Consider the following 21053-nt stretch of genomic DNA (forward strand, 5'->3'; position numbering starts at 1 on the left):
CAAGACAAAAATGATGACCAAATTAGAAGGTAGGGATTATATTTATGTGTGGTTTTATAGGATTTATGAGTACAAATTTTAATGAAAATCCTCATGAAAAGAAGCTGACAACAATGGACATGACTTCGATGATCACACATCGTGGTCCTGATGATGTAGGTTATTATTTTGATGATCATATTCATCTAGGATTTAGAAGGTTAAGTATTATTGATGTGGAAAGTGGTAGTCAGCCCCAATCTTATGAAGATAGATATTGGATTACATTTAATGGAGAAATTTATAATTATCTAGAGCTAAAACAAAGTTTAATGAAGAAGGGTTACACGTTCAATACAGATTCTGACACAGAGGTAATTGTGGCATTATACAGCCACATAGGTGAAAGAGTAGTAAACGAATTACGAGGGATGTTTAGCTTTATCATTTGGGACAAAGAGAAAAAAGAATTATTCGGTGCAAGAGATCATTTTGGAATCAAGCCTTTCTTTTATTATGAAACTCAGAGTGACTTTTACTGTAGTTCGGAAAAGAAAAGCATTCTCCTTGCATTAAAAGGTGAGAGTATCATAGATATGGAGTCCTTACATCATTACTTAACATATCAATATGTGCCTGAACCTAGTACTTTATCTATAGAAATTAGTAGATTGGAGCCTGGAAGCTTTTTTACAAAAAAGTTGGGTTGTCCAATGAAGATCCAATCCTATTTTAAACCAACCTTTTGTCCAATCGATAAACCATTTGGGCAAGAAGTGAAAAAGATTCAAGATGTCTTGAGAGATTCTGTCGATATGCATTTACGAAGTGATGTGCCTGTTGGGGCATTTTTATCTGGGGGTATTGATTCATCGAGTATTGTAGCTTTGGCTAGTAAAGTTCATCCGAAAATTAAGACATTTACTGTTGGTTTTGAAAGAGAGGGATTCAGTGAAATTGAATTAGCGCAACAAACAGCATATGAATTAGATGTAGAAAATATTCATTATGTTGTAAAGCCAGAAGAGCTAATAAAAGAACTTCCCAAAATTGTCTGGCATCTAGATGAACCAGTTGCCGATCCAGCTTTAGTTCCCTTATATTTTATTGCTCGCGAGGCTAGAAAGCATGTTAAAGTTGTTCTTTCGGGAGAAGGAGCAGATGAATTGTTCGGAGGTTATAACATCTATCAAGAGCCACATGCGCTAAAATATTTTAACTATTTTCCAAGGAGTATGAGAAAAAGTTGGAATGTAATGGCTAGCATGTTACCAGAAGGAACAAAAGGGAAGAGTTATATTGAAAGAGGAACAACAAACCTTGAAAGTCGATATATTGGCAACGCAAAAATATTTAATGAATCTGAAAAAGAACAGCTACTGAAAAACTACCATGATGAATGGGATTTTAAAACTGTGACCAAAGATTACTATCAAAGCATTCGCCATTTGCATGATGTACAAAAAATGCAGTTTATTGACCTACATACTTGGTTACGTGGTGATATCCTTGTGAAAGCAGATAGAATGACGATGGCTCATTCTTTAGAGCTACGAGTTCCATTTTTAGACAAAGAAGTGTATAAAGTAGCATCTCAACTAAAATCTTCCCTGACTGTTACAAATCAGCAAACAAAATATATCTTTAGGAAAGCTATGGAAGGAATTATCCCTTATTCTGTTCTAAATAGAAAAAAGCTCGGGTTTCCTGTACCTATCAGACATTGGTTACAAAATGAGTTGTTTGATTGGGCGTATCAATTAATAATTGAAAGCCGAACGAATCACTTATTTGAAAAGAATTTCCTCTTATTTCTACTATCTGAACATCAAAGAGGATTTAGGGATCATAGCCGGAAGATCTGGACAGTTTTAATTTTTATGATTTGGCATCAGGTTTATATTGAGGAGCCACACCAATTTAAAAACCTAGCAATTGAGAAGCAAGAAAATGCATTATCGTTCGTATAGTTAGTGGGATATAAAGAAAAGTAATAACAATATAAAATTGATTAAAGAAAGTGAAGAAATGTTGATATGAAGAAAATATTTGGAATGTTCGTGATTTTTTTACTATTAGTTGGATGTAACAATGAAACAAATAAAAGTGCAATGGAACCAGTTACCAATACTGAAGAAGAATTGGCAGATACGGATAAAAAAGAAACATCTATAACAGAGAGCGAAACGGAAGGAGATAATAATACAGCACAAGTTGAAGAAATTGAGGAAGTAAACATCAATACAACTGAAGAGTTAGAAGTTGAAAAAGAAAATGCAGTTGTAGAAAATAAAAGAGAAGAATATATGAAAAAACTTAATGAGGTTGAAAAAGGTTTAGCTGAATTTAAAGAAGTATTAAAAAATGGAACACAACTAGAAATGACACAGGCCCAAGCGGAAATATTATCAAGATGGGATGCTCTTTTAAATGAAATCTATGGTGTTCTCGAAAATCAACTTTCTACTAGTGATATGGATAAGTTAAGAGAAGAGCAACGAGAATGGATAAAATACAGAGATCTAACAGCAAAGGAGGCAGCATTAAAGTTTGAAGGTGGAACAATGGAAACATTAGAATATATAAGCACACAAGCAATAATTACTGAAGAGAGATGTTATGATTTAGTGGAAGGTTATATGGAGTAATAGCGTAGTGAATTTTTGGTAGGCAGAAAGGTCTTCACATTTATCAACCATTGGTGCCAATATATTTAGGGTATTTTAAAAGCTTGAGGACAATTCCCTTAAGCTTTTTGTATTTAACAGAATGAAAACATTTAGCTGTAAAAAAACACGAATGGTAATTCTGCCAATAATTCACTAATGTGATCCACTTGTAAACCTGTTAGCCTTGTAGATGGCCCTGTTTTATCCTAAAAAAACAAACAGGAGGTTTACAAAATGAAAAAATTATTAAAATTAGTGATCACAATTACATTAGTAATTGGTTCTTATATAGTATTTCCTACAACTCAAATAAATGCTCAAGCAGAAGATTCGATTCAGACTGGTGACACGTTGAAATTATTATGGGAAAAATATGATATCGAAAAAGTTGATAGTGACTCCATTGACTTACGTTTTATAAATGAGAAAGAAAAAGCAAAAATCTCAAAGAGCTTGATTGAAAACAAAGATAATTCTATAAAAGTCTCAAATAAAGAAAATTCTTTGGAAATCACAAACAAAGAAAAGAAACTTCTTGCTCGTCTTGTCCATGCAGAAGCAAAAGGTGAGCCATATGAAGGTAAAGTAGCAGTTGCAACAGTTGTGTTGAATCGAGTTGAACACAAAGAATTCCCTGATACAGTTAAGGAAGTTATTTATGAAGAGAATGCATTTGAACCTGTCCAAAATGGTTCTATAAATGAAACTGCTGATAAAGAAGCACATAAAGCTGTTAAAGAAGCTTTAGCGGAACAAGAAAAAAATGATGAGTTACTGTACTTCTATAACCCTGAAACTGCAACAAGTGATTGGATTTTAACTCGTGAAGTTGTTAAAACAATTGGAGATCACGCATTTGCGATTTAAAGGGCGTGTACAGGATATAAAAAAGTACCCTATAAAGTAGACACAGTAAAGTCTACCTATTGGGTGCTTTTTTTATTATTCTTCTTTTTCATTGACTGTTTTCGTAAACGCCTGCGGTGTCTCACCTGTCCCGCTGCTCCCGCAGGAGTCTCGCAATCCGTTCCAATCCCCCTGAAAGTTTTGTATTAAAAGCAACAATCTCTTAGAAAAGAGCCTTCATTTTACACAACTGAATACTTATTCGTGCATTATTGCATACAGGTGAAAACAATGGACAACAACGGGATCATGATAGAATATTGGATTATATAAAAGTATAGTCGAAGTGAGAAGGAGGTAAATTAAAAATGGTGAACCGTGCAATGAATATTATTATTACAGACTATAATGAAAACTGGACTCAATTATTCAAAAAAGAAGCAAAATTAATTAGTGAGATATTAAAAGATGAACTTGTAGAGATACATCATATAGGCAGTACAGCAGTGACCGATTTGAAAGCTAAACCAATCATGGATATAATGCCAATCGTAAAAGATATTTCAAACGTTGATCATTTTAATGAAAGCATGATTGAAAAAGGTTATGAGCCACTTGGAGAGTTTGGGATTAACGGAAGAAGATATTTTCGAAAAGGTGGAGAAAACAGGACACATCAAATACATATGTTTCAATATGATAATCATTTTGAAATTGAACGCCATTTGGCGGTTCGTGATTATCTTAGATCACACAAAAAAGACGTAATTGAGTATGGAAAGTTGAAGGAAAGCCTTGCTCTTGAATTTCCTAAAGACATTGAAGCATACAGTAATAGTGATTTTGTGGAAAACTTGGAACGGAAAGCAATTGAATGGGAGCGTGAAAATGAAAGGTAATCTTTGATTTCGTTTTTAACTAAACCAGTTATTAGTTTGCTAACATTTTCAAGAGTTTGCGAAAACATCAAACAACCGCTTTATTAAAAGGAGATTAGCTTTTTGTAATCGAATATAATAACAGAATTGCAATAGTTTCACGGAATAAGGAATAATTGTAAATATGGGGAAATGCAAAATGGTAAAGTTAATAACTGGTGAAACAGAGTACATACGAAATGAATGATTGTTACACAAACAATGAATATGACATTGTATTTGATCGCTACACTCCAAAAGTTAAAAGGGTATACAAATAATGCAAAAACCGAATGATGCTCCTGTTTTTATGAAATAAACATAATAGAGGCAATTGTAAAACTTGGTCAAGCTCTCACGATGGTCCAATAACAGAATCACTTTATCATGTTTAAATTGGCTCAATACTTAGTAGAAAAGTGGTGATTATCTTTGTATAAAAATATGGTGGAACTAAACGATAATTTAACAGAAATTTTTTTTGAAAAGCAAATAGATGATGAGGAGAGTCGTTACTTTGGAGGCGTGGTAGATGCTAAAACAGGTATCCCTAGTCCAAGTCATACTGGAGTTGGAAGTGTGCTTGGTAGTTGGCTGAGCTCCTATGTGAACCCAGACTCTCGATTTTATCATTATGACCTATTAGCGAGAAGAATTGATAAAGCATTGGATTACATGCTAGATCAACAGCATGAGGATGGAACAATTTCCCCGGGATGGACCAATTACCATTCCCCACCTGATACGGGATTTATAGTAACTGGATTTGCCCACATTTATCATTTATTGAAAAATGATAGTGGTCTAGAAGCTGACAGTTTAACTAGTAAGGTTAAGTCTTTTCTTGAAAGAACGATTCCGGCAATGCTGACTGGTGGATGTCATACTCCGAATCATCGCTGGGTCCTAACTTCTGCCTTATGCCACCTTTATACGATCTTTGGAAATGATGAATTATTAGATCGCGTAGAGGAATGGCTAGCAGAAGGAATCGACATTACCAAAGACGGAGAATGGACGGAACGGAGCAATGGGATCTATAATTCTGTCAGTAACATTTTTCTTTATCACACGGCACGGATAGGAAATAAACCGAAATTGCTAGATTATGTAAGGAAAAATCTTGATATGATGCAATACCTTGTTCATCCAGATGGAGAGGTCGTCACAGATTATTCAGGTCGTCAGGACTTTGGAAATGTTTTCGATTTATCTCCTTATCACTTAATCTGCCGTTTAATGGCTTTTCACGACAATAACCCGGTTTATGCTGCCATGTCAGACTTAGCTGCTGAAAATCTATCAGAAATGGGTCCAGTTAATAATCATATTATGATAGGATACCTGATGTTCCCTTTTATAAAAGAGCAAAAGGTTGGTAAAACAGCGTTGCCGACTAATTATGAAGTCTTGATAAATGGTGATTTCCCAGGAATCGACAACTTAAAGAAAATGAATCTAGTTGGACATGGCTCCAAAATTGAACATAGTAGTATGCATGAGTCCTTTGGAGCACCCATTGTTCGTTTTCGACAGAGTGAGGAAAGTGCAACCATTATGAGTAAAAACGCGTCGTTTTTTTCTCTTCGTAAAGGCAATGCAAAACTACTTGGTGTAAGAGTAACTAGTAGTTTTTCACCTGGGATCATTGAATTTGACACAATCGAAAAAATAGATGATGGTTATCGTCTAAAAAAGCAGATGGAAAAAGGGTATCGAGGCCCGATACCGAAGCAGCAGTTAGCTAATATGGAGGATACAAGTATTTGGTATTTACTACCGCACCAACACAGGGGATTAACTCATAGCCAAACATTCGAAGTTGAGATCGATATAGTGAAGACTAGTGACAGTGAATGGAAACTCTATGTGAAGTCAGACGATCGAGAAGACGTATTTATGCAGATAGAATTCCTTTTTAATACTGATGGTCTTCTTAAAGGCGATGAAATTACTAGAGTTAATGAAAGAACGTATTTTTGGAAAAGGGATGAACTCACCTTTCAGTCAGGTGAAAACTATATTCATATGAACACTGGGACTCATGAACATTGGATAGAGAATATAGGAGGAGCTGGTGAGTTAAACAATGTGCAGGCAGTTAAAGTTAACCTTGTGTCTCCAATAGACAAAACCTTTCGTGTTTGGATTAAATAATAGGTAAAATTTTCTTAATGGTGTTTGGTGATAATAAAACTATCTACTTGACCCCGACCACTGGTATCTATTTGTGAATAGAAAATAAGATAAAACACTCGCAATCGTTGATATATCAGCCTTTGTGAGTTTTTTTGTTTTTTAAGAATACGATAGAAAACGATAAGTTTGATTTGGATAGTAACGTATGATCGCCTCTTATATTACAGTGTCAATCCTCGGATATTTTGAGCCACTCTCGGCATTGGATTTTTCAGCTAGCATTTTAGGAGAAAAGTTAAGTCTTGTGCAAATAGCCGGGGCTTTGTTGATTTTAGGAGGTGCAGCATTTGGAGAATTGTTGCGGTCGAAGAAAAACGAGCTAAGGGAAGAAAAAGGCAAAGTGGTATTGTAATAAGTAGCATGGTGAATGCTGTCAATAAGCAGCTATAAGTTAGTAGTAATAGAAGTACTTTTAAGTGAGAGGGCTTCTTCTTTATTTTAATACGATATACTATTTTTCAATTCCCTTTGGCAGAAAAAACTTTATTTTGAAATATTTGATTGAGGATTTATCTTGAGATGAACCAATTGAGTAAATCATACAAATTTTTTAATAGCTTAATAATAGTGTGTAATGTACACAGAATTTTACCGTCACAAAATATTTACAATTTTTATGTGAAATAAGCGCTACTCTCTTTTCGTTTCTTCCTATATATATATAGTGAAAGGAATTTCTTAAAAGAAAGGGTAGTGGTTGAGATGGCAAAATATCGAATTGTGCGTACTGATTTTTGGAAGAATCCGGTTGTTTTAGAAGAGATGACCCCGGAGGATAGGTATTTTTACCTTTATCTTCTAACGAATCCTAATACAACTCAAATTGGAATCTATCAAATAACGAAGAAACAAATGGCTTTCGATTTGGGGTATTCGATTGAGAGTGTTCAGTCTCTAATGGAACGATTTGTCCGGCATCACAAATTGATTCGTTACAATCCTGAAACAAGAGAACTAGCCATTAAAAACTGGGGAAAAGATAACCTCTGTAAAGGGGGAAAACCGGTTATGGATTGTATTTTTACGGAATTAAAAGAGGTTGAGGATACCTCGCTTATTCCATATGTTTTGGAATCCATTCAAAAACAGGAGATTCGTAGTCTATATGAATCTTTTTATGAGCATGAAAGATTGTCCTCTGACAAGGAAATGAAAGATCGAAATGAACAGGATACATATGCAGATAAGGATGAAGATATTAACGATACGTCTGTGTCTCGTTATACGATACGGGGACAAAAAGAAAAAGAAAAAGAAAAAGAAAAACAACAACAACAACAAAAAGCTTTTAACCCAAATATAGAGAATAATCCATACATAGAGGATCAAACACAAAATCAAAAAACAAACGATGTGAAAGAAAGTGTTGAGTTTTGGGACAACGATGGATTTGGTTTTTCAAGCGTGAATGCTAAAAAGCAGCTGTTATCTTGGTTAAATGATTCTAGCTTTTTACAGCCGAAAAATGTGATCTTAAAAGCAATGACAATTGTCTGTGCTAATAACAAGCGGAAGCAGAACTATATGGTGGGTATCTTAAAAAACCGGGAAAATGAATCTTTACTGACCGTTGATGAAATTGACTCTTATCAAGAGAACCATAAGCCTGACCCAAAGTATAGGCAACTGAATCGGTCTGCGAAGGTGAATAAATATAACGAGGTAAAGATTGATAAATTTTTCATTCATGTACCAAGAGCTCCAAACTACATTCAATTAGATCCTGTTTACAGGGATCAATTTAAAGTGGTCTCACCTGACAGTAAGATTTTATTGGAGGACTGTATTTGGAGCGGTTAATTTTGTAGTTTGAGCAGGGGATGGAAATCGTTGAGGATGCAAATTTCCAGAGTTTGGGCTGATAGCCAAGTTTCCAAATCCAGCTTCAAGCAATAAGTTACTTGTATAAGCCGAAAGGAGTGAGAAAGTGGGTAGACGAATAAAACATACTTCACGTGACGTGGAGGAGTTAGCGAGGCTCATGACAGCGGAAGCAATCGGTGAGGGAGCCCAAGGGATGAGCATGGTGGGAACGGTTGTGGCCAATCGGGTCGAGGCTGACTGTGCTCCTGACTTTAAAGGGTTGCGCAATATCAGACATGCGATTTATCAAACTATACCTGGAACTGGAATTCCTCACTTCGAACCCGTCTTAAATGGAACATTGTATACACAACGTCCCAACGAAGCTGACCTCCAGAGGGCTAGGAATTTGTTGCATGGTCATAGGGAACCTCGGTCCAGAATGAGTTTGTGGTTTTTTAACCCCAGTCCGGGGAAAAAATACCGAGCTGCTTGTACCGCCACGATGCCAAGATCCCCTATGACGAAGTTCGAATTTGCGCACAAGAATCATTGCTTCTATGTCGCGGTACCGGGCTACTGCCCAGAGTTTTATAGATAAATTAAAAAGGAGTTAATCTTCTCATGACTTGTGGAGACTATAATTATTATCCAATGAATTATTATCCTGGTTTTTATCCAACTTCCATGACGCGGGCAAGTAGCCCACAACAACCTGGCGGCTTCCCGGCGACTATGCCATCGGGGCCCTCGTTTGCCGCTCCAGTGGTCCCAATAGGGACTGGGCAGCAACTTCTGGCAGGCGTGATGGAAGAATCATTTATCGAAAATATCCTACGCTTCAACAAAGGTAAGGTCGGTACATTCTACTTTACTTACCAAGGTAACAACAAATGGAATGCAATGGTTTACCGAGGGCGCGTAGAAACAGCTGGTCGTGACCACATTATCATCAGCGACCCGTCCAGCGGCAAACGCTTCCTGCTGATGATGGCAAATCTCGACTGGGTAGAATTCGATGAACAAATTAACTACCCTCAGGCAGAAATTAATCCGGAAGTCCAGGCGTCTATGACGACATCGGAGTGAGTTTGTAGAACGCTAAAACCCGCTTATTTCATTTTGGGAAAATGAAATAAGCGGGTTTTTAGTTTTAACTACATTTAAAATTGAAATTCGGCTTCTTTTATTTTCACACATTGGACTTGCTTTCCAGATTTCTATTTCCTGCTCGAATTGTTGATGTTCTTCGCTGTTTCCTCATACTTTTCATAGACATTGTTTCTGAACCATTGTTATAACCTGTGTTTTCATTATTTTAGGCATTGACTCCCATATTCGACACATTCAAGGAGTCTTAAAAAAGCGGGCATGTGAATCTTGGTGGGTTTTAAGTTCATTACTTTCAATCATTCCTTTATCAGGCATGTAGGGGGATTGGATCGACTTCATATTTTTAGAAGGAAGAGCTCATCGCCGCACTGCGGAATGCCAGCATCTCTCGCTGTAATCAACCGCATAGTACACCTAAATAGCAACAAAATTTGCGAAAACAACCATGACAAAAAAGGACAAAAAACCTACTTTAAATTCCGTTTCTCCATCACCTAAATGCACATTTGTTCAACCTGTCCATTATAGAAAAACAGTAAAAAGACTTCAATTTTAATGAGGTTCATAAATATTCACATACCTGCATAATAGCTAAATGTGATACACTATTTTCAGAAAAAATATAATTATACAACTATACCGTACTCGGGAAATATGTGGGGGATTCAGATGAATATAACATTATCAAATAGAATGCATTCTTTTCAACCATCAATTTTTAGTGAATTATCACAATATAAAAAGCAAAAAATTTCTGAAGGTGCCCCAATAATTGATTTAAGTATCGGAAGTCCAGATCTAGCACCTCCTTCTTTCATAACAAAGATATTAGCGGAAGAGGTACTTAAAGGCGATCAATATGGCTATTCGTTAACAGGAACGAGCGAATTTAATCATGCAGTGTCAGCGTTCTATAAGAGAAACTATCAAGTGATTTTAACAGATCAAGAGGTATTATTGCTTATGGGGTCTCAAGATGGGTTAGTCCATTTTCCGATGGTTTTTGCCAATCCTGGTGATATCATTTTAGTGCCTGATCCTGGTTATACGGCATATGCTGCAGGAATTGCGATGGCAGGTGCGAAGCCTTATTTTATGCCGCTTAAAAAAGAAAATCAATTTTTGCCTGATCTTTCGATGATCCCTACTGAAATTGCTGAACAAGCTAAGATCATGATATTAAATTTTCCTGGAAATCCTGTTCCAGCCTTAGCTAGCAAGGAGTATTTTAATGAAGTTGTTGCTTTTGCGAAGAAGCATCATATTCTTGTGCTACATGACTTTGCCTACTCAGAGCTCTATTATGAAGGTAATAAGCCTGTTAGTTTTTTATCGATCGACGGTGCCAAAGACGTTGGTGTGGAAATGTCCTCGTTTTCTAAAAATTATAATATGGCGGGGAGTCGTATTGGTTTCTTAGCGGGGAATAAGCAAATTGTCCAAGCGATGAATCAGCTGAAGAGTAATTTAGATTATGGTGTTTTTTTACCTGTTCAAAAGGCTGCCATTCGTGCTTTAGAGGAAGGGGCAGAATTTTGTGAATCTAGCCGGAAAGTTTACCAAGAAAGAAGAGATATATTGGTGAGTGGGCTCAAAGAAATTGGGTGGGAAATCACCAAACCTGATGCTGGTATGTTTATATGGGCAGAAATTCCACCAGGGTTTACATCACTTGAATTTACCTATGCTCTAATCGATAAGTCAAATGTAGTTGTTACACCAGGTCATGCATTTGGTCCAAATGGTGAAGGATATGTAAGAATCGCATTGGTGAGTGATACTGAACAACTTAAGAAGGTTATTTCTTCTATTAAAGAAGCTAATATTTTTAAAAAGTAGACTCAGGTGGTCATAAGATTTTACACCAAAATACGACGAATATTGATAAATTTTACAAAAACATAACAATTTTCTTGAATTTGCTTTATGTAGCTACAGTAAACTCATATTATCTGAATATTTCTTAAATAGTTTTAAGGAGGATAATATGTTAAGAATTCAAAAAATGATTACTAAATCTATGTTGGCTGCTGCTACATGTGCTCTATTGCTTACCCCTGTTAATACAAGTGCAGCTGAGCCAATGACAAAATATCAAAGAGACACTGGACAAGCCCTTCATGTTGAGTTATTAGGTCGTTATACAAGTGGAGCCGAAATTGGAGAAGGTGGAACAGAGATTGTCGCTTATGATTCAGTGACACATCGTGCCTTTTCTGTTAATGGAGCTGCAAAGGCTCTTGATATTATTGATTTATCTGTCTTAAAAATTGGTGAACAGGAATTACCGCGAATAAAACAAATTACTTTAGCTGACTTAGGTGTTTCTGCATCAGATGTAACAAGTGTTGCGATCCACCCAGATGGTGAGTATATTGCTGTTGCTGCTCCTGCTGAAAACAAAGTTGATGTTGGACATGTTGTATTTATGACAACCGATGGTGATTACCTCTCACATGTTAGTGTTGGATCCTTACCAGATATGTTGACATTTACGTCTGATGGAACAAAGGTATTAGTTGCAAATGAAGGTGAACCGAATGGAGATTATTCTGTTAATCCAGAAGGAACTGTCAGTATAATTGATGTTTCGGCTGGTGCAGCATCTATAAATGACCAAGCTGTGAGTCAGGTTCCTTTTACGGATGAAATTATTGAAGCTGGAGTTAGAAAGGTTCATCCAGACAGTACATATTCGCAAGATTTAGAGCCTGAATATATCGTTGTTGATGAACAAAATCAGTATGCGTATGTTGCATTACAGGAAAATAATGCGATTGCTAAGCTTGATCTTGAAAATAAGAAATTTGTTACAGTCAAAAGCCTAGGTTATAAAGACTTTTCAGTAGGGAAAAACAAGCTTGATGCCTCGAACGATGATGACGAAATTAATATTACCAATTGGCCAGTATTATCAATGTATCAACCTGACGGGATGGCTTCATACACAGTAAATGGTCAATCTTATATTTTGTCAGCAAATGAAGGAGATGCTCAAGATTATGATGGATTTTCTGAAGAAGCAAGAGTGGCGGATTTAGTTGATTCATATGATTTGAATGCTGATTTATTTGACGGCTATTCACAAGAGGAGCTTGATCAGTTAATTGCAGAAGGTTTATTTAATGATGAAAATCTAGGAAGATTAAACTCGACAACATCAGCACCGATGAATCAAGAAGGAAACTATGAAGCCATATATGGCTTTGGTGCACGTTCCTTTTCGATTTGGAATGCCAATACACTAGAGCTTGCTTATGATAGTGGAGCTGATTTTGAAGAAATAACGAAGGAAGTCTATAAAGAAGAATATTTTAATACAAATAACGATGAGAATGGTTTTGATTCGCGCAGTGATGATAAAGGTCCAGAACCGGAAACTGTTACAGTAGGACAGGTTCAAGGTGGAGCTTATGCCTTTATTGGTTTGGAAAGAACAGGTGGGATTATGATTTATAATATCAGTAATCCAAATTCTCCTACGTTCAATCATTATTTTTCAAGTCGTGTTTTTAACGAAGATGAAGCTGTTATAGCTGCAAGTGGAGACGTTGCACCTGAAGGATTAACATTTATTCCAGCTGATAAAAGTCCAACAGGTCAAAATATCTTACTAGCTGCTCATGAGATTTCAGGTACAATAGCAGCATACCAAATTGGTATTGAAGTTGATGCTCCTGTTGAAGAAGAAGATCCAACTGAAGAGGAAGAAAATCCAAAAAAGCCAGTTGATGAAACACCAAACCCCGATGTAGAAGAACCGGAAGAAGATCTATCTGATGAGGAATTACCCGATCAGAATGAAAATGACGTTGTGACTCCTGTTGAGAACAACCAGGACGAGGATAAAATCGAAAACGAGGAAACACAAAACTCTACAGAAGAAATTAGTGCTAATCAAACAAATGATACATCAATAGTACAAGGTGAAAAGTTACCTAATACTGCAACGATGAATAGCACATTCTTGCTATTAGGATCTGTTTTAGTTGTTATTGGGTATTTCTTATATAAACGTAAAAATAGAGTGGAGTAATAAACGAAATAGAGATTTTATCTCTTTGGATAAACTTCGGCTTAGAATGAAAAAGCTAACAACCTATTTGTTTGAGGTCGTTAGCTTTTTTTATCTAAATTGGACTTTTTCAGTGCGCACTCTTTTAAATTTGATTTTTTAAAATGCTAATAAACTGTTAGTTTTTTGTAAACAGGGGAATATAAAGGTAGATTGTGTATTAAATCATCACTCCAATGATTGTTGCTTTAAAAAGATTTAAGAAATATAAAAAGAAGAGACTTATTATGTAAGTGAAAATTACAAAGAGAGTAGCTTTATCAGCAGAAATTTTAAAAAAGAGAGGAATGAATAGTAGGATGAAAACAGTTACATTTTCAATAGGAGAAGGTAATCAAGAGAGCTACAATGAAATTGAGATCCTTCTTGCAAAAATGGACGGGATTGAAAGAGCGTTAATCGATTTGAATGATGGTGATCTTAAGGTTGAATTTAATGAAGAAATTACTGATACCACTCAAGTAAAACAAGCGATAGAAAGTCAAGGTTCTATAATAAAGGAAATCAAGGAATAACTTCTCGTTTTAGACATCTAATGGTGTCTTTTTTTTATGTAAATTATTTCAATCTAAAGATATTTAGCAGAATTGATATTGTACCTATAAATATCCTTATTTTAAAGCCGATATAAATAGTAGCAAACTAAATGTTTCTTTTTGAAAACTTTTATAAAATCTTAACAACTTAGGAGAAGAAAATGAATCAAAGAAAATTATCGATTAATAAAAGGGACAGTATATCAACGAAATTACTAGCTTTAATGAGTTTAATTATTATTATTACTGCTACAGTCATTGGGGGAACTAGCTATTTTATAGCAAAAAAGTCATTGATTGAAGAAGGTAAATCAGAGTTGAAATATATTGTAGAAGGCTCTGTAGTAACTTTATCTGTATTAAATGATCAGGTTGAAAATAATGAAATAAGTATTGAAGATGCAAAAGAAAAAGCAAGAGAGCTACTAAGTGGACCGAGACTTTCTGGAGATGAGGGGTATGACTATAAAAAGTCATCTTTCTTATATAAAGAAGATGGTTATATCATTGGCTACGGGTCAGATTATTCAGCGCAAATTCATCCGTCAAATCCTATAGGGTCTATACCATCTGATACAACAAATCGTGAAAAGATGGTAAAGGGAGCTGGTGCAACATCCCCATCTGATCGTTATGTAGCGTATGAAGATAAAAATGATGAAACAGGTGAAATCAGAAATAAGATTGCATATATGACTCATTTTGAGCCATGGGACTTGTATGTTGGTATTGCAGTATACGAAGATGAATTCTATGGTGGCTTAATAGAATTAAAGTTTATAATCATGATAATAACAGCGATTATTACTGTTCTTAGTCTTTTCGTCTTCTTTGCATTAACGAAAAAGAAAATTAGATTACTTGTTGATGCTACGTCAGCTTCTATTGCTATTTCAAATGGGCAAATTAACAATTTGACATTACCTGAATCAAAGGATGAAATTGGACAATTAGGCTATGCGTATAATCGGATGACAGGGCAACTTAGAGATCTATTACAAAAGCTGCAAAATACAAGTAGTCATTTATTAGACTCAGCATCTGATTTATCTGCTGTTTCTGAAGAAACTTCGGCAAGTAGTGAAGAAATTGGTCGAGCAATTTCTGAGATATCCCATGGTACACTTTCGCAAGCAAGCGAGTTAGAAGATACCAATCAAAGAGTAGAGCACTTAAATCAATCAATTAAAACGATGAATCATCAGAGTAGTGCAATTAAGGAAATGTCTTTGAATTCGGAAAAGGCTACACAACAAGGTAAAGCGATCGTTCAACAATTACTTCAATCAAACGAGGACTCATTAAAGGCTTCCGATGAAATTAGTGTTGGAATTACAAGTTTGTATAATAAAGTAAAAGATATTTTTAGAATAACAGCTACAATTGAAAGTATTGCATCTGAAACAAATCTTTTAGCACTAAATGCAAGTATTGAAGCAGCTAGAGCTGGAGAGCATGGAAAAGGTTTTGCGGTTGTTGCTAGTGAAGTTCGGAAACTAGCGGAACAATCAAACCTTGCTACAAAACAAATTCAAGGCATGATAAACGGTATCGAAAAAGAAACAGAAAAGACTGTTATAACAATGTCTGATACAACTGTGCATTCTCAACAGTTAAATCAAGCTGTTAAAGCAACTGAAAAAGAATTCAATCTTATATCCTCTTCAATTAGTCAAACAATTAAAGCGGTTGAATCGTTAAATTATGAATTATCACAAATAACAGATGAAAATAACAACATCACGATTGCTATTCGAAACGCATCAAGTGTTTCGCAGCAAACAGCAGCATCTGTTGAAGAAATTACTTCATCAATTGATGAACAAATAAGAGCCGTTTCCAATGTAGCTAGTTCCGCAGAACAATTAACAGAACTTAATCAGCAATTAGATGAACTTATTAAAAAATATACATTTTAATTGTATTTAAAAAAATAGTCAGATGAATCTTTCCTATAGTAAAATGTAAAATTAGTGGATTATCTTGAGAAAAGGCATCTTCAAAGGATGTCTTTTTTTAGAGGGAAATATAAAATGGAATGTTTTACATGTGTACTTTAATTGAAGAATTTTTTCAATAAATGTTTTTTTTAAGTTTCTTGGACAAAAAAGTTTTAGATTGATTGGAAAGGAAGGTGCGAGAGTCCTGCGGGAGTAGCGGGACAGGTGAGACTCATGCAGGTGCTTGCGCAGAGGATGCTCACCGCCCGCCCCGCGGAAAGTGAGCATCCTCGAACGGAAATCAACCATCCCTTATACTTATATATAGCAACAAAGTTTGGCGAAAACACCTTAATGAATAAGGACTGCTAAAAATTCAAGAAACATACAATATTATACACATATAACATCAAAATTAATTTAAAATAATATTTTTATAGATTATTTTGAATCTTTTGTCGAAAAACAGTTGTTAACTAGTTCATAAAAGGTATAAAATAGGTTAATACAGTTAATTGAATTTTATAAATTATTTATTGGATGTAAAGTTATTATTTCGATAATAGCTACTTTTAAATTATTTTGAACTGGGAGAGTTAGCTATGACTAATAAAATTAATATCACATTAAGTGCAACCAAAAAGGAAAAACCAAACGCAGATCAATTAGAATTCGGACGTACGTTTACTGATCACATGTTTATTATGGATTATAGTGCAGCAAAAGGATGGTATGACCCGAGAATCGTTCCTTATGAACCAATTTCTTTAAGTCCTTCTACAATGGTATTTCACTATGGTCAAACTGTATTTGAAGGTTTGAAAGCATATCGCTCAAGTGAAGACAAAGTACTTTTGTTTAGACCTGATAAAAACATGCATAGATTAAACTTATCAAATGATCGACTTTGTATTCCACAAATTGATGAAGAATTTGTCATTGAAGCTTTAAAAGAATTAGTTTCAATTGATAAAGAGTGGATTCCAACTGCCGAAGGAACATCATTGTATATTCGACCTTTCATTATTCCAACAGAATATTACCTTGGAGTTGCACCATCTAAGTATTATCGTTTTATGATTATCCTTTCACCAGTAGGTTCTTATTATAAAGAAGGAATTCACCCAGTTAAAATATTTGTAGAAAATCAATATGTTCGTGCTGTGGATGGCGGAACAGGCAAAGCGAAAACGGGTGGAAACTATGCATCTAGCTTAAAAGCTCAGGAAGAAGCAGAAAAAAGAGGTTACTCTCAAGTTCTTTGGCTAGATGGTGTGGAGAAAAAATATATTGAAGAAGTTGGAAGTATGAATATTTTCTTCAAGATAAATGGTGAAGTCATAACACCATCTTTAAATGGAAGTATACTTGAAGGTGTAACAAGAAATTCAATTCTTCATTTGTTAAAGCATTGGGATGTTCCTGTTTCAGAACGTAAGCTATCAATGGAAGATGTTTATAAAGCGTATAAAGAAGGTCTTTTAGAGGAAGCGTTCGGTACTGGTACAGCAGCAGTTATTTCTCCAATCGGTGAATTATTCTATAATGAAGAAAATATCGTGCTTAACAATGGGGAAACTGGAGAACTTACTAAGAAGTTATATGATACGTTAACTGGAATTCAAACAGGTAATCATGAGGATGTCTTTAATTGGGTTGTTGAAGTAAACTAAGTTTTAATTTCATAATGGTTCGGAGACCACAATAGGTGTGGTCTTCTTTTTTTATGCAAAAATAAGGAATTTTCATGAAACAAATAGCACACTTATATCGTCTAATATGGTGAATAAACCATAAGGATTTATTATCATATTTAAGGTTTTTTACCACAAATTTGTAGTAAAATAGTATTTATTAATCATAAATGTTGAAGGTAATTTTTAACAATAAGAAGGATAATTTGATCTGATAAGCAATATATATTATAGGGTTGTTAAATTGTCTTTTTAACGAATGGTGTTTTCAAGGTAAGGGGTGCTTATGAAATAAAGTGATTAATGGGGATTAAATTATTTTAAGTTTAGAGAAAGAATATCTTGCGGGAAAAGTGGGAGAGCGAATGTATAAAAAATATGTTTCTTCGATTGTACTTTTATTGTTGGTTACAGGGTGTAGTTCAAGTATGACAAGTGGTAATCAAAATGAGGAACCCTTGTCAGTAAGAAGTATGGCTACTAATACTTCTCAGTTAGTTGAAAAAGCGGTTGAATTATCAGTGGACTTAATTCACCCAACAACACAGGAAATCCTTTATTCATTTACACCAAAGTTAAATCCTAAACCTGAAGAATATGTGAAAGAATTGAATAAGCTTGCGGATGAGTTAGCAGGTAAATTAGACCAACCGATGATTCCTGCGAAATTAAGTAATGGTCAGCTTTCAAATGGGCAAAGTCGTGTGGTTCTTGATGAGGAAAAGCTTGTAGAATCGTTAAAAAATGTCCGTGCACTTGATAAAACAATTGCGTTACCAATTCAAGAAGAATTACCGAATGTTACGCAAGAAACCATAAAGGGGATTGATGAGGTTGTTATCGGTAGCTACAAGACAACTTTCAATGCAAATGTGTGGGGACGTACTGAAAACATTGCTTTATCAGCTAATACAATCAATCAAATTGTATTAGGCCCTGGAGATCGTTTTTATTTCAATTTAGTTGTTGGAGAGCGTACACCTGCACGTGGGTATCAAAAAGCGAAGGAAATTGTGAATAAAGAGTTTGTTGAAGGTATTGGTGGAGGGATATGCCAAACATCTTCTACTTTATATAATGCTGTTGCAGAAGCTGGTTTAGAAATTCTTGAACTACACTCACACTCATTATCGGTAGGCTATGTTCCTGCTGGTAGAGATGCAACAGTATCTTGGGGCGGTCCAGACTTTAAATTTATGAATAACAAGGATTACCCAGTTATGATTAAAACGATTGTGAACAAAAGCTCTGGATCTATTGAAGTACAAATATTAGCATCAAAGCAAGCTGCTGCAAAAATCTAAGAGAAAGGCTGGCAAAAACCGTAAAGGGTTTGTTGCCAGCCTTTTCATTTACTTCTAAAGCACTTGTCAATTTGTACTCAGTGTGACAACATGTGATCTTGGTAGAAGAGCTATGGGTTATAGATAAAACTCACTTTAAATTATTATTTTGTTTTTTTATCTAGATCATGATGTAGAACAGTACTAGGTATTTTTGGACAAGGAATCTGTCCTTTCGGGACAGGTTTTGTCACATACACAAAATCGCCAGTTCCATCCGGTGCACTTCCGGTTGCCCAAGGACCTTCTCCAGATTCCTCTCCTTCCGATAAATTCCAGAATTCATATGCTTCTGTCTGAGCTTCTTCTTCTGCTTCGCGAGGAAATGTTGCAGGAACTACAACTCCATTTTTCTCTTCTAGCTCCTCAATGGCAGCCATCCATTGGTATTGATGGTACCGGTCTCGTGCTAACATTTTGCGGAATGTTGCCCGAACGCCTTCATCCTTTGTCATGTGGTATAACCTTGCTACTTGAAGTCTTCCTTGAGACTCTGCATGAAGATTAGCGCGCATATCAGCTAATAAATTCCCACTAGCAACAATATACGAGCCATTCCAAGGTACGCCATTTGAGTTGGTAGGCATTCCGCCAAGACCGCTCACGAGTAGATGCTGGGGATCAATACCACCCATTATTGCTGCTGTAGCTGGGTCTTTTGCGGCTTTTGCTTGATCCTCAGGCGAAGCACCATCTAGCAACTGACTTATAAGCGAACAAAGCATTTCTACATGGCCAATTTCCTCTGTGCCGATATCCATCAGCATGTCCTTATATTTTTCTTCTCCGCGACAATTGAATCCTTGAAACAGATATTGAATCATGACTGTCATTTCACCAAACTGCCCACCTAATACTTCCTGAACTCGACGGGCGAGCATGGGATCTGGGCGTTCTACCTTTACTTCATATTGTAATTCTTTTTGGTGACGAAACATATGATTGAATCCTCCTTTAGTAGATTAAGTAAATATCAATTTTTACTGCTTTTGAACTTCCGTATTCTATTACCCGACTAAATTGATATAAAACAAGTTAAAAGAATATAAGACATAGGGACTATATGTTTGCGAATTGTAGATAAAGCTTTGGTTAAGCTTAAAAAATAAAGTTGAATGCTTAATTGTTTATGAAATAGGGTAAGGGATCTCTATTAAATATAATGGAGGGTGTATTGACATGAAAACAACATCTACATATTTACTAGAAAAAGAGGACATGGTTAATCAAAATGTAGTTCCAAATTGGGTTGTAGAAGAATATAACACATTTCATAACACAGTAACTGATCAAACATTTCCTTGTTATTTTGGCATGAGTGCTGAGAAAAAAGGTGAATTACGCTATTCGTTTATTCATCATGAGGATTGGTCAAATCTTCCTCGAGCATTAGAAGAGTTTATTAAACTATTTGATGCACCAAAACTTACACGACACGGTTTATTTGTGTTTGTTGAACCTGAAAAAGAAGAGAGGACATTAGATTATTATCGTGATTATTTTTGGGATATATTAAAATACCTACATAACACAGATGATCAACCATGGCCAGAGAAAATTCCTCAAGATCCTGATCACCATTTATGGGCATTTTCTTTTGCTAATGAGCCTTTCTTTGTGTTTGGAAATGCACCAGCATATAAGCAGAGAAAGACGAGAGATTTAGGAAACTGTCTTGTCCTGGGTTTTCAACCGAGAAGAATCTTTGAAGGACTTGAAGGAACTTCAAAAGGTGGGTTGATGTCTAGAGAAAAGGTAAGAGAACGTGTTGAGAAGTGGGATCAACTACCAAAGCATCCTAATATTAGCCACTATGGGGATCCTGAACATAGAGAATGGAAACAATATTTCATTGGAGATGATGTTAAGCCAATTGAGGGGAAGTGCCCATTTCACCATAAATAAATCTAGTAAATTTATAAGGTTTTGTCCCATTTTC

Annotated in this window: 17 protein-coding genes and 1 pseudogene; 16 read left to right on the plus strand and 2 right to left on the minus strand. The window is 35.5% G+C overall.

Features of this window, described 5'->3' with window-relative positions:
- The first annotated feature begins 44 nt into the window (after positions 1-44).
- The 9 genes from asnB to gerQ all read left to right on the plus strand — a co-directional run bounded on the left by asnB (position 45) and on the right by gerQ (position 9502).
- On the plus strand, positions 45-1949 hold the full coding sequence (asnB, locus tag WCV66_RS14595; protein ID WP_338785843.1) for an asparagine synthase (glutamine-hydrolyzing): 1905 nt from the start codon (positions 45-47) through the stop codon (positions 1947-1949).
- Between the two features lie 66 nt (positions 1950-2015).
- Complete coding sequence (locus tag WCV66_RS14600; protein ID WP_338785844.1) at positions 2016-2627, plus strand: lysozyme inhibitor LprI family protein; 612 nt, start codon at positions 2016-2018, stop codon at positions 2625-2627.
- 255 nt (positions 2628-2882) lie between these two features.
- Positions 2883-3515: a cell wall hydrolase gene (locus WCV66_RS14605; RefSeq protein WP_338785845.1), complete on the plus strand. Its 633-nt coding sequence runs from the start codon at positions 2883-2885 to the stop codon at positions 3513-3515.
- 347 nt (positions 3516-3862) lie between these two features.
- Positions 3863-4393, plus strand: a complete 531-nt coding sequence (locus WCV66_RS14610; protein WP_338785846.1) for a GrpB family protein — start codon at positions 3863-3865, stop codon at positions 4391-4393.
- 450 nt (positions 4394-4843) lie between these two features.
- Positions 4844-6568 carry a hypothetical protein gene (locus WCV66_RS14615; RefSeq protein ID WP_338785847.1) on the plus strand — a complete coding sequence of 575 codons (1725 nt, stop codon included), beginning with the start codon at positions 4844-4846 and terminating at the stop codon, positions 6566-6568.
- Between the two features lie 187 nt (positions 6569-6755).
- Positions 6756-6962 (plus strand): EamA family transporter, encoded by a 207-nt coding sequence (locus WCV66_RS14620; protein ID WP_338785848.1) that lies wholly within the window; start codon positions 6756-6758, stop codon positions 6960-6962.
- Positions 6963-7312: 350 nt separating this feature from the next.
- Positions 7313-8410: a DnaD domain protein gene (locus WCV66_RS14625; protein WP_338785849.1), complete on the plus strand. Its 1098-nt coding sequence runs from the start codon at positions 7313-7315 to the stop codon at positions 8408-8410.
- 223 nt (positions 8411-8633) lie between these two features.
- Complete coding sequence (locus WCV66_RS14630) at positions 8634-9014, plus strand: cell wall hydrolase (RefSeq protein WP_413789669.1); 381 nt, start codon at positions 8634-8636, stop codon at positions 9012-9014.
- Between the two features lie 23 nt (positions 9015-9037).
- Positions 9038-9502 (plus strand): spore coat protein GerQ, encoded by a 465-nt coding sequence (gene gerQ / locus WCV66_RS14635; RefSeq protein ID WP_338785851.1) that lies wholly within the window; start codon positions 9038-9040, stop codon positions 9500-9502.
- Positions 9503-9616: 114 nt separating this feature from the next.
- On the opposite strand, the pseudogene WCV66_RS26825 reads toward gerQ, so the two are convergent.
- Positions 9617-9883, minus strand: a pseudogene (locus WCV66_RS26825) (DUF3900 domain-containing protein); the annotation flags it as partial.
- A 312-nt stretch (positions 9884-10195) separates the two neighbouring features.
- Between WCV66_RS26825 and WCV66_RS14640 the strand changes: the two are divergent.
- The 6 genes from WCV66_RS14640 to WCV66_RS14665 all read left to right on the plus strand — a co-directional run bounded on the left by WCV66_RS14640 (position 10196) and on the right by WCV66_RS14665 (position 19075).
- The gene (locus WCV66_RS14640; RefSeq protein ID WP_338785852.1) at positions 10196-11365 is read left to right on the plus strand and encodes an LL-diaminopimelate aminotransferase; all 1170 of its coding nucleotides are present in this window, start codon (positions 10196-10198) and stop codon (positions 11363-11365) included.
- Between the two features lie 148 nt (positions 11366-11513).
- The gene (locus WCV66_RS14645) at positions 11514-13562 is read left to right on the plus strand and encodes a choice-of-anchor I family protein (RefSeq protein WP_338785853.1); all 2049 of its coding nucleotides are present in this window, start codon (positions 11514-11516) and stop codon (positions 13560-13562) included.
- 272 nt (positions 13563-13834) lie between these two features.
- Entirely contained in the window at positions 13835-14116 is a 282-nt protein-coding gene (locus tag WCV66_RS14650) for a heavy-metal-associated domain-containing protein (RefSeq protein WP_083964469.1), read from the plus strand.
- A 182-nt stretch (positions 14117-14298) separates the two neighbouring features.
- A complete protein-coding gene (locus WCV66_RS14655; protein WP_338785854.1) occupies positions 14299-16056 on the plus strand; it encodes a methyl-accepting chemotaxis protein in 1758 nt (585 codons plus the stop codon).
- 623 nt (positions 16057-16679) lie between these two features.
- Positions 16680-17750 (plus strand): branched-chain amino acid aminotransferase, encoded by a 1071-nt coding sequence (locus tag WCV66_RS14660; RefSeq protein WP_338785855.1) that lies wholly within the window; start codon positions 16680-16682, stop codon positions 17748-17750.
- Between the two features lie 386 nt (positions 17751-18136).
- Entirely contained in the window at positions 18137-19075 is a 939-nt protein-coding gene (locus WCV66_RS14665) for a VanW family protein (RefSeq protein WP_066327459.1), read from the plus strand.
- A 143-nt stretch (positions 19076-19218) separates the two neighbouring features.
- On the opposite strand, the gene WCV66_RS14670 is transcribed toward WCV66_RS14665, so the two are convergent.
- Positions 19219-20052, minus strand: coding sequence for a manganese catalase family protein (locus tag WCV66_RS14670; RefSeq protein WP_338785856.1), 834 nt, complete (start codon positions 20050-20052; stop codon positions 19219-19221).
- 241 nt (positions 20053-20293) lie between these two features.
- Here WCV66_RS14670 and WCV66_RS14675 point away from each other — a divergent pair, with 241 nt between their 5' ends.
- Positions 20294-21019 (plus strand): YqcI/YcgG family protein, encoded by a 726-nt coding sequence (locus tag WCV66_RS14675; RefSeq protein WP_338785857.1) that lies wholly within the window; start codon positions 20294-20296, stop codon positions 21017-21019.
- Positions 21020-21053: the final 34 nt, after the last annotated feature.

The sequence above is a fragment of the Metabacillus rhizosphaerae genome (assembly GCF_037201795.1).
Lineage (GTDB): Bacteria > Bacillota > Bacilli > Bacillales > Bacillaceae > Metabacillus > Metabacillus rhizosphaerae.

Excerpts from the sequence above, each read along its gene's own strand:
- WCV66_RS14620 (WP_338785848.1), top strand. The coding sequence starts at position 6,756 with ATGATCGCCTCTTATATTACAGTGTCAATCCTCGGATATTTTGAGCCA.
- WCV66_RS14675 (WP_338785857.1), top strand. The coding sequence starts at position 20,294 with ATGAAAACAACATCTACATATTTACTAGAAAAAGAGGACATGGTTAAT.
- WCV66_RS14625 (WP_338785849.1), top strand. The coding sequence starts at position 7,313 with ATGGCAAAATATCGAATTGTGCGTACTGATTTTTGGAAGAATCCGGTT.
- WCV66_RS14605 (WP_338785845.1), top strand. The coding sequence starts at position 2,883 with ATGAAAAAATTATTAAAATTAGTGATCACAATTACATTAGTAATTGGT.
- WCV66_RS14640 (WP_338785852.1), top strand. The coding sequence starts at position 10,196 with ATGAATATAACATTATCAAATAGAATGCATTCTTTTCAACCATCAATT.
- WCV66_RS14610 (WP_338785846.1), top strand. The coding sequence starts at position 3,863 with ATGGTGAACCGTGCAATGAATATTATTATTACAGACTATAATGAAAAC.
- gerQ (WP_338785851.1), top strand. The coding sequence starts at position 9,038 with ATGACTTGTGGAGACTATAATTATTATCCAATGAATTATTATCCTGGT.
- WCV66_RS14645 (WP_338785853.1), top strand. The coding sequence starts at position 11,514 with ATGTTAAGAATTCAAAAAATGATTACTAAATCTATGTTGGCTGCTGCT.
- WCV66_RS14655 (WP_338785854.1), top strand. The coding sequence starts at position 14,299 with ATGAATCAAAGAAAATTATCGATTAATAAAAGGGACAGTATATCAACG.
- WCV66_RS14660 (WP_338785855.1), top strand. The coding sequence starts at position 16,680 with ATGACTAATAAAATTAATATCACATTAAGTGCAACCAAAAAGGAAAAA.
- WCV66_RS14670 (WP_338785856.1), bottom strand. The coding sequence starts at position 20,052 with ATGTTTCGTCACCAAAAAGAATTACAATATGAAGTAAAGGTAGAACGC.
- WCV66_RS14630 (WP_413789669.1), top strand. The coding sequence starts at position 8,634 with ATGGTGGGAACGGTTGTGGCCAATCGGGTCGAGGCTGACTGTGCTCCT.
- WCV66_RS14665 (WP_066327459.1), top strand. The coding sequence starts at position 18,137 with ATGTATAAAAAATATGTTTCTTCGATTGTACTTTTATTGTTGGTTACA.
- WCV66_RS14600 (WP_338785844.1), top strand. The coding sequence starts at position 2,016 with ATGAAGAAAATATTTGGAATGTTCGTGATTTTTTTACTATTAGTTGGA.
- asnB (WP_338785843.1), top strand. The coding sequence starts at position 45 with ATGTGTGGTTTTATAGGATTTATGAGTACAAATTTTAATGAAAATCCT.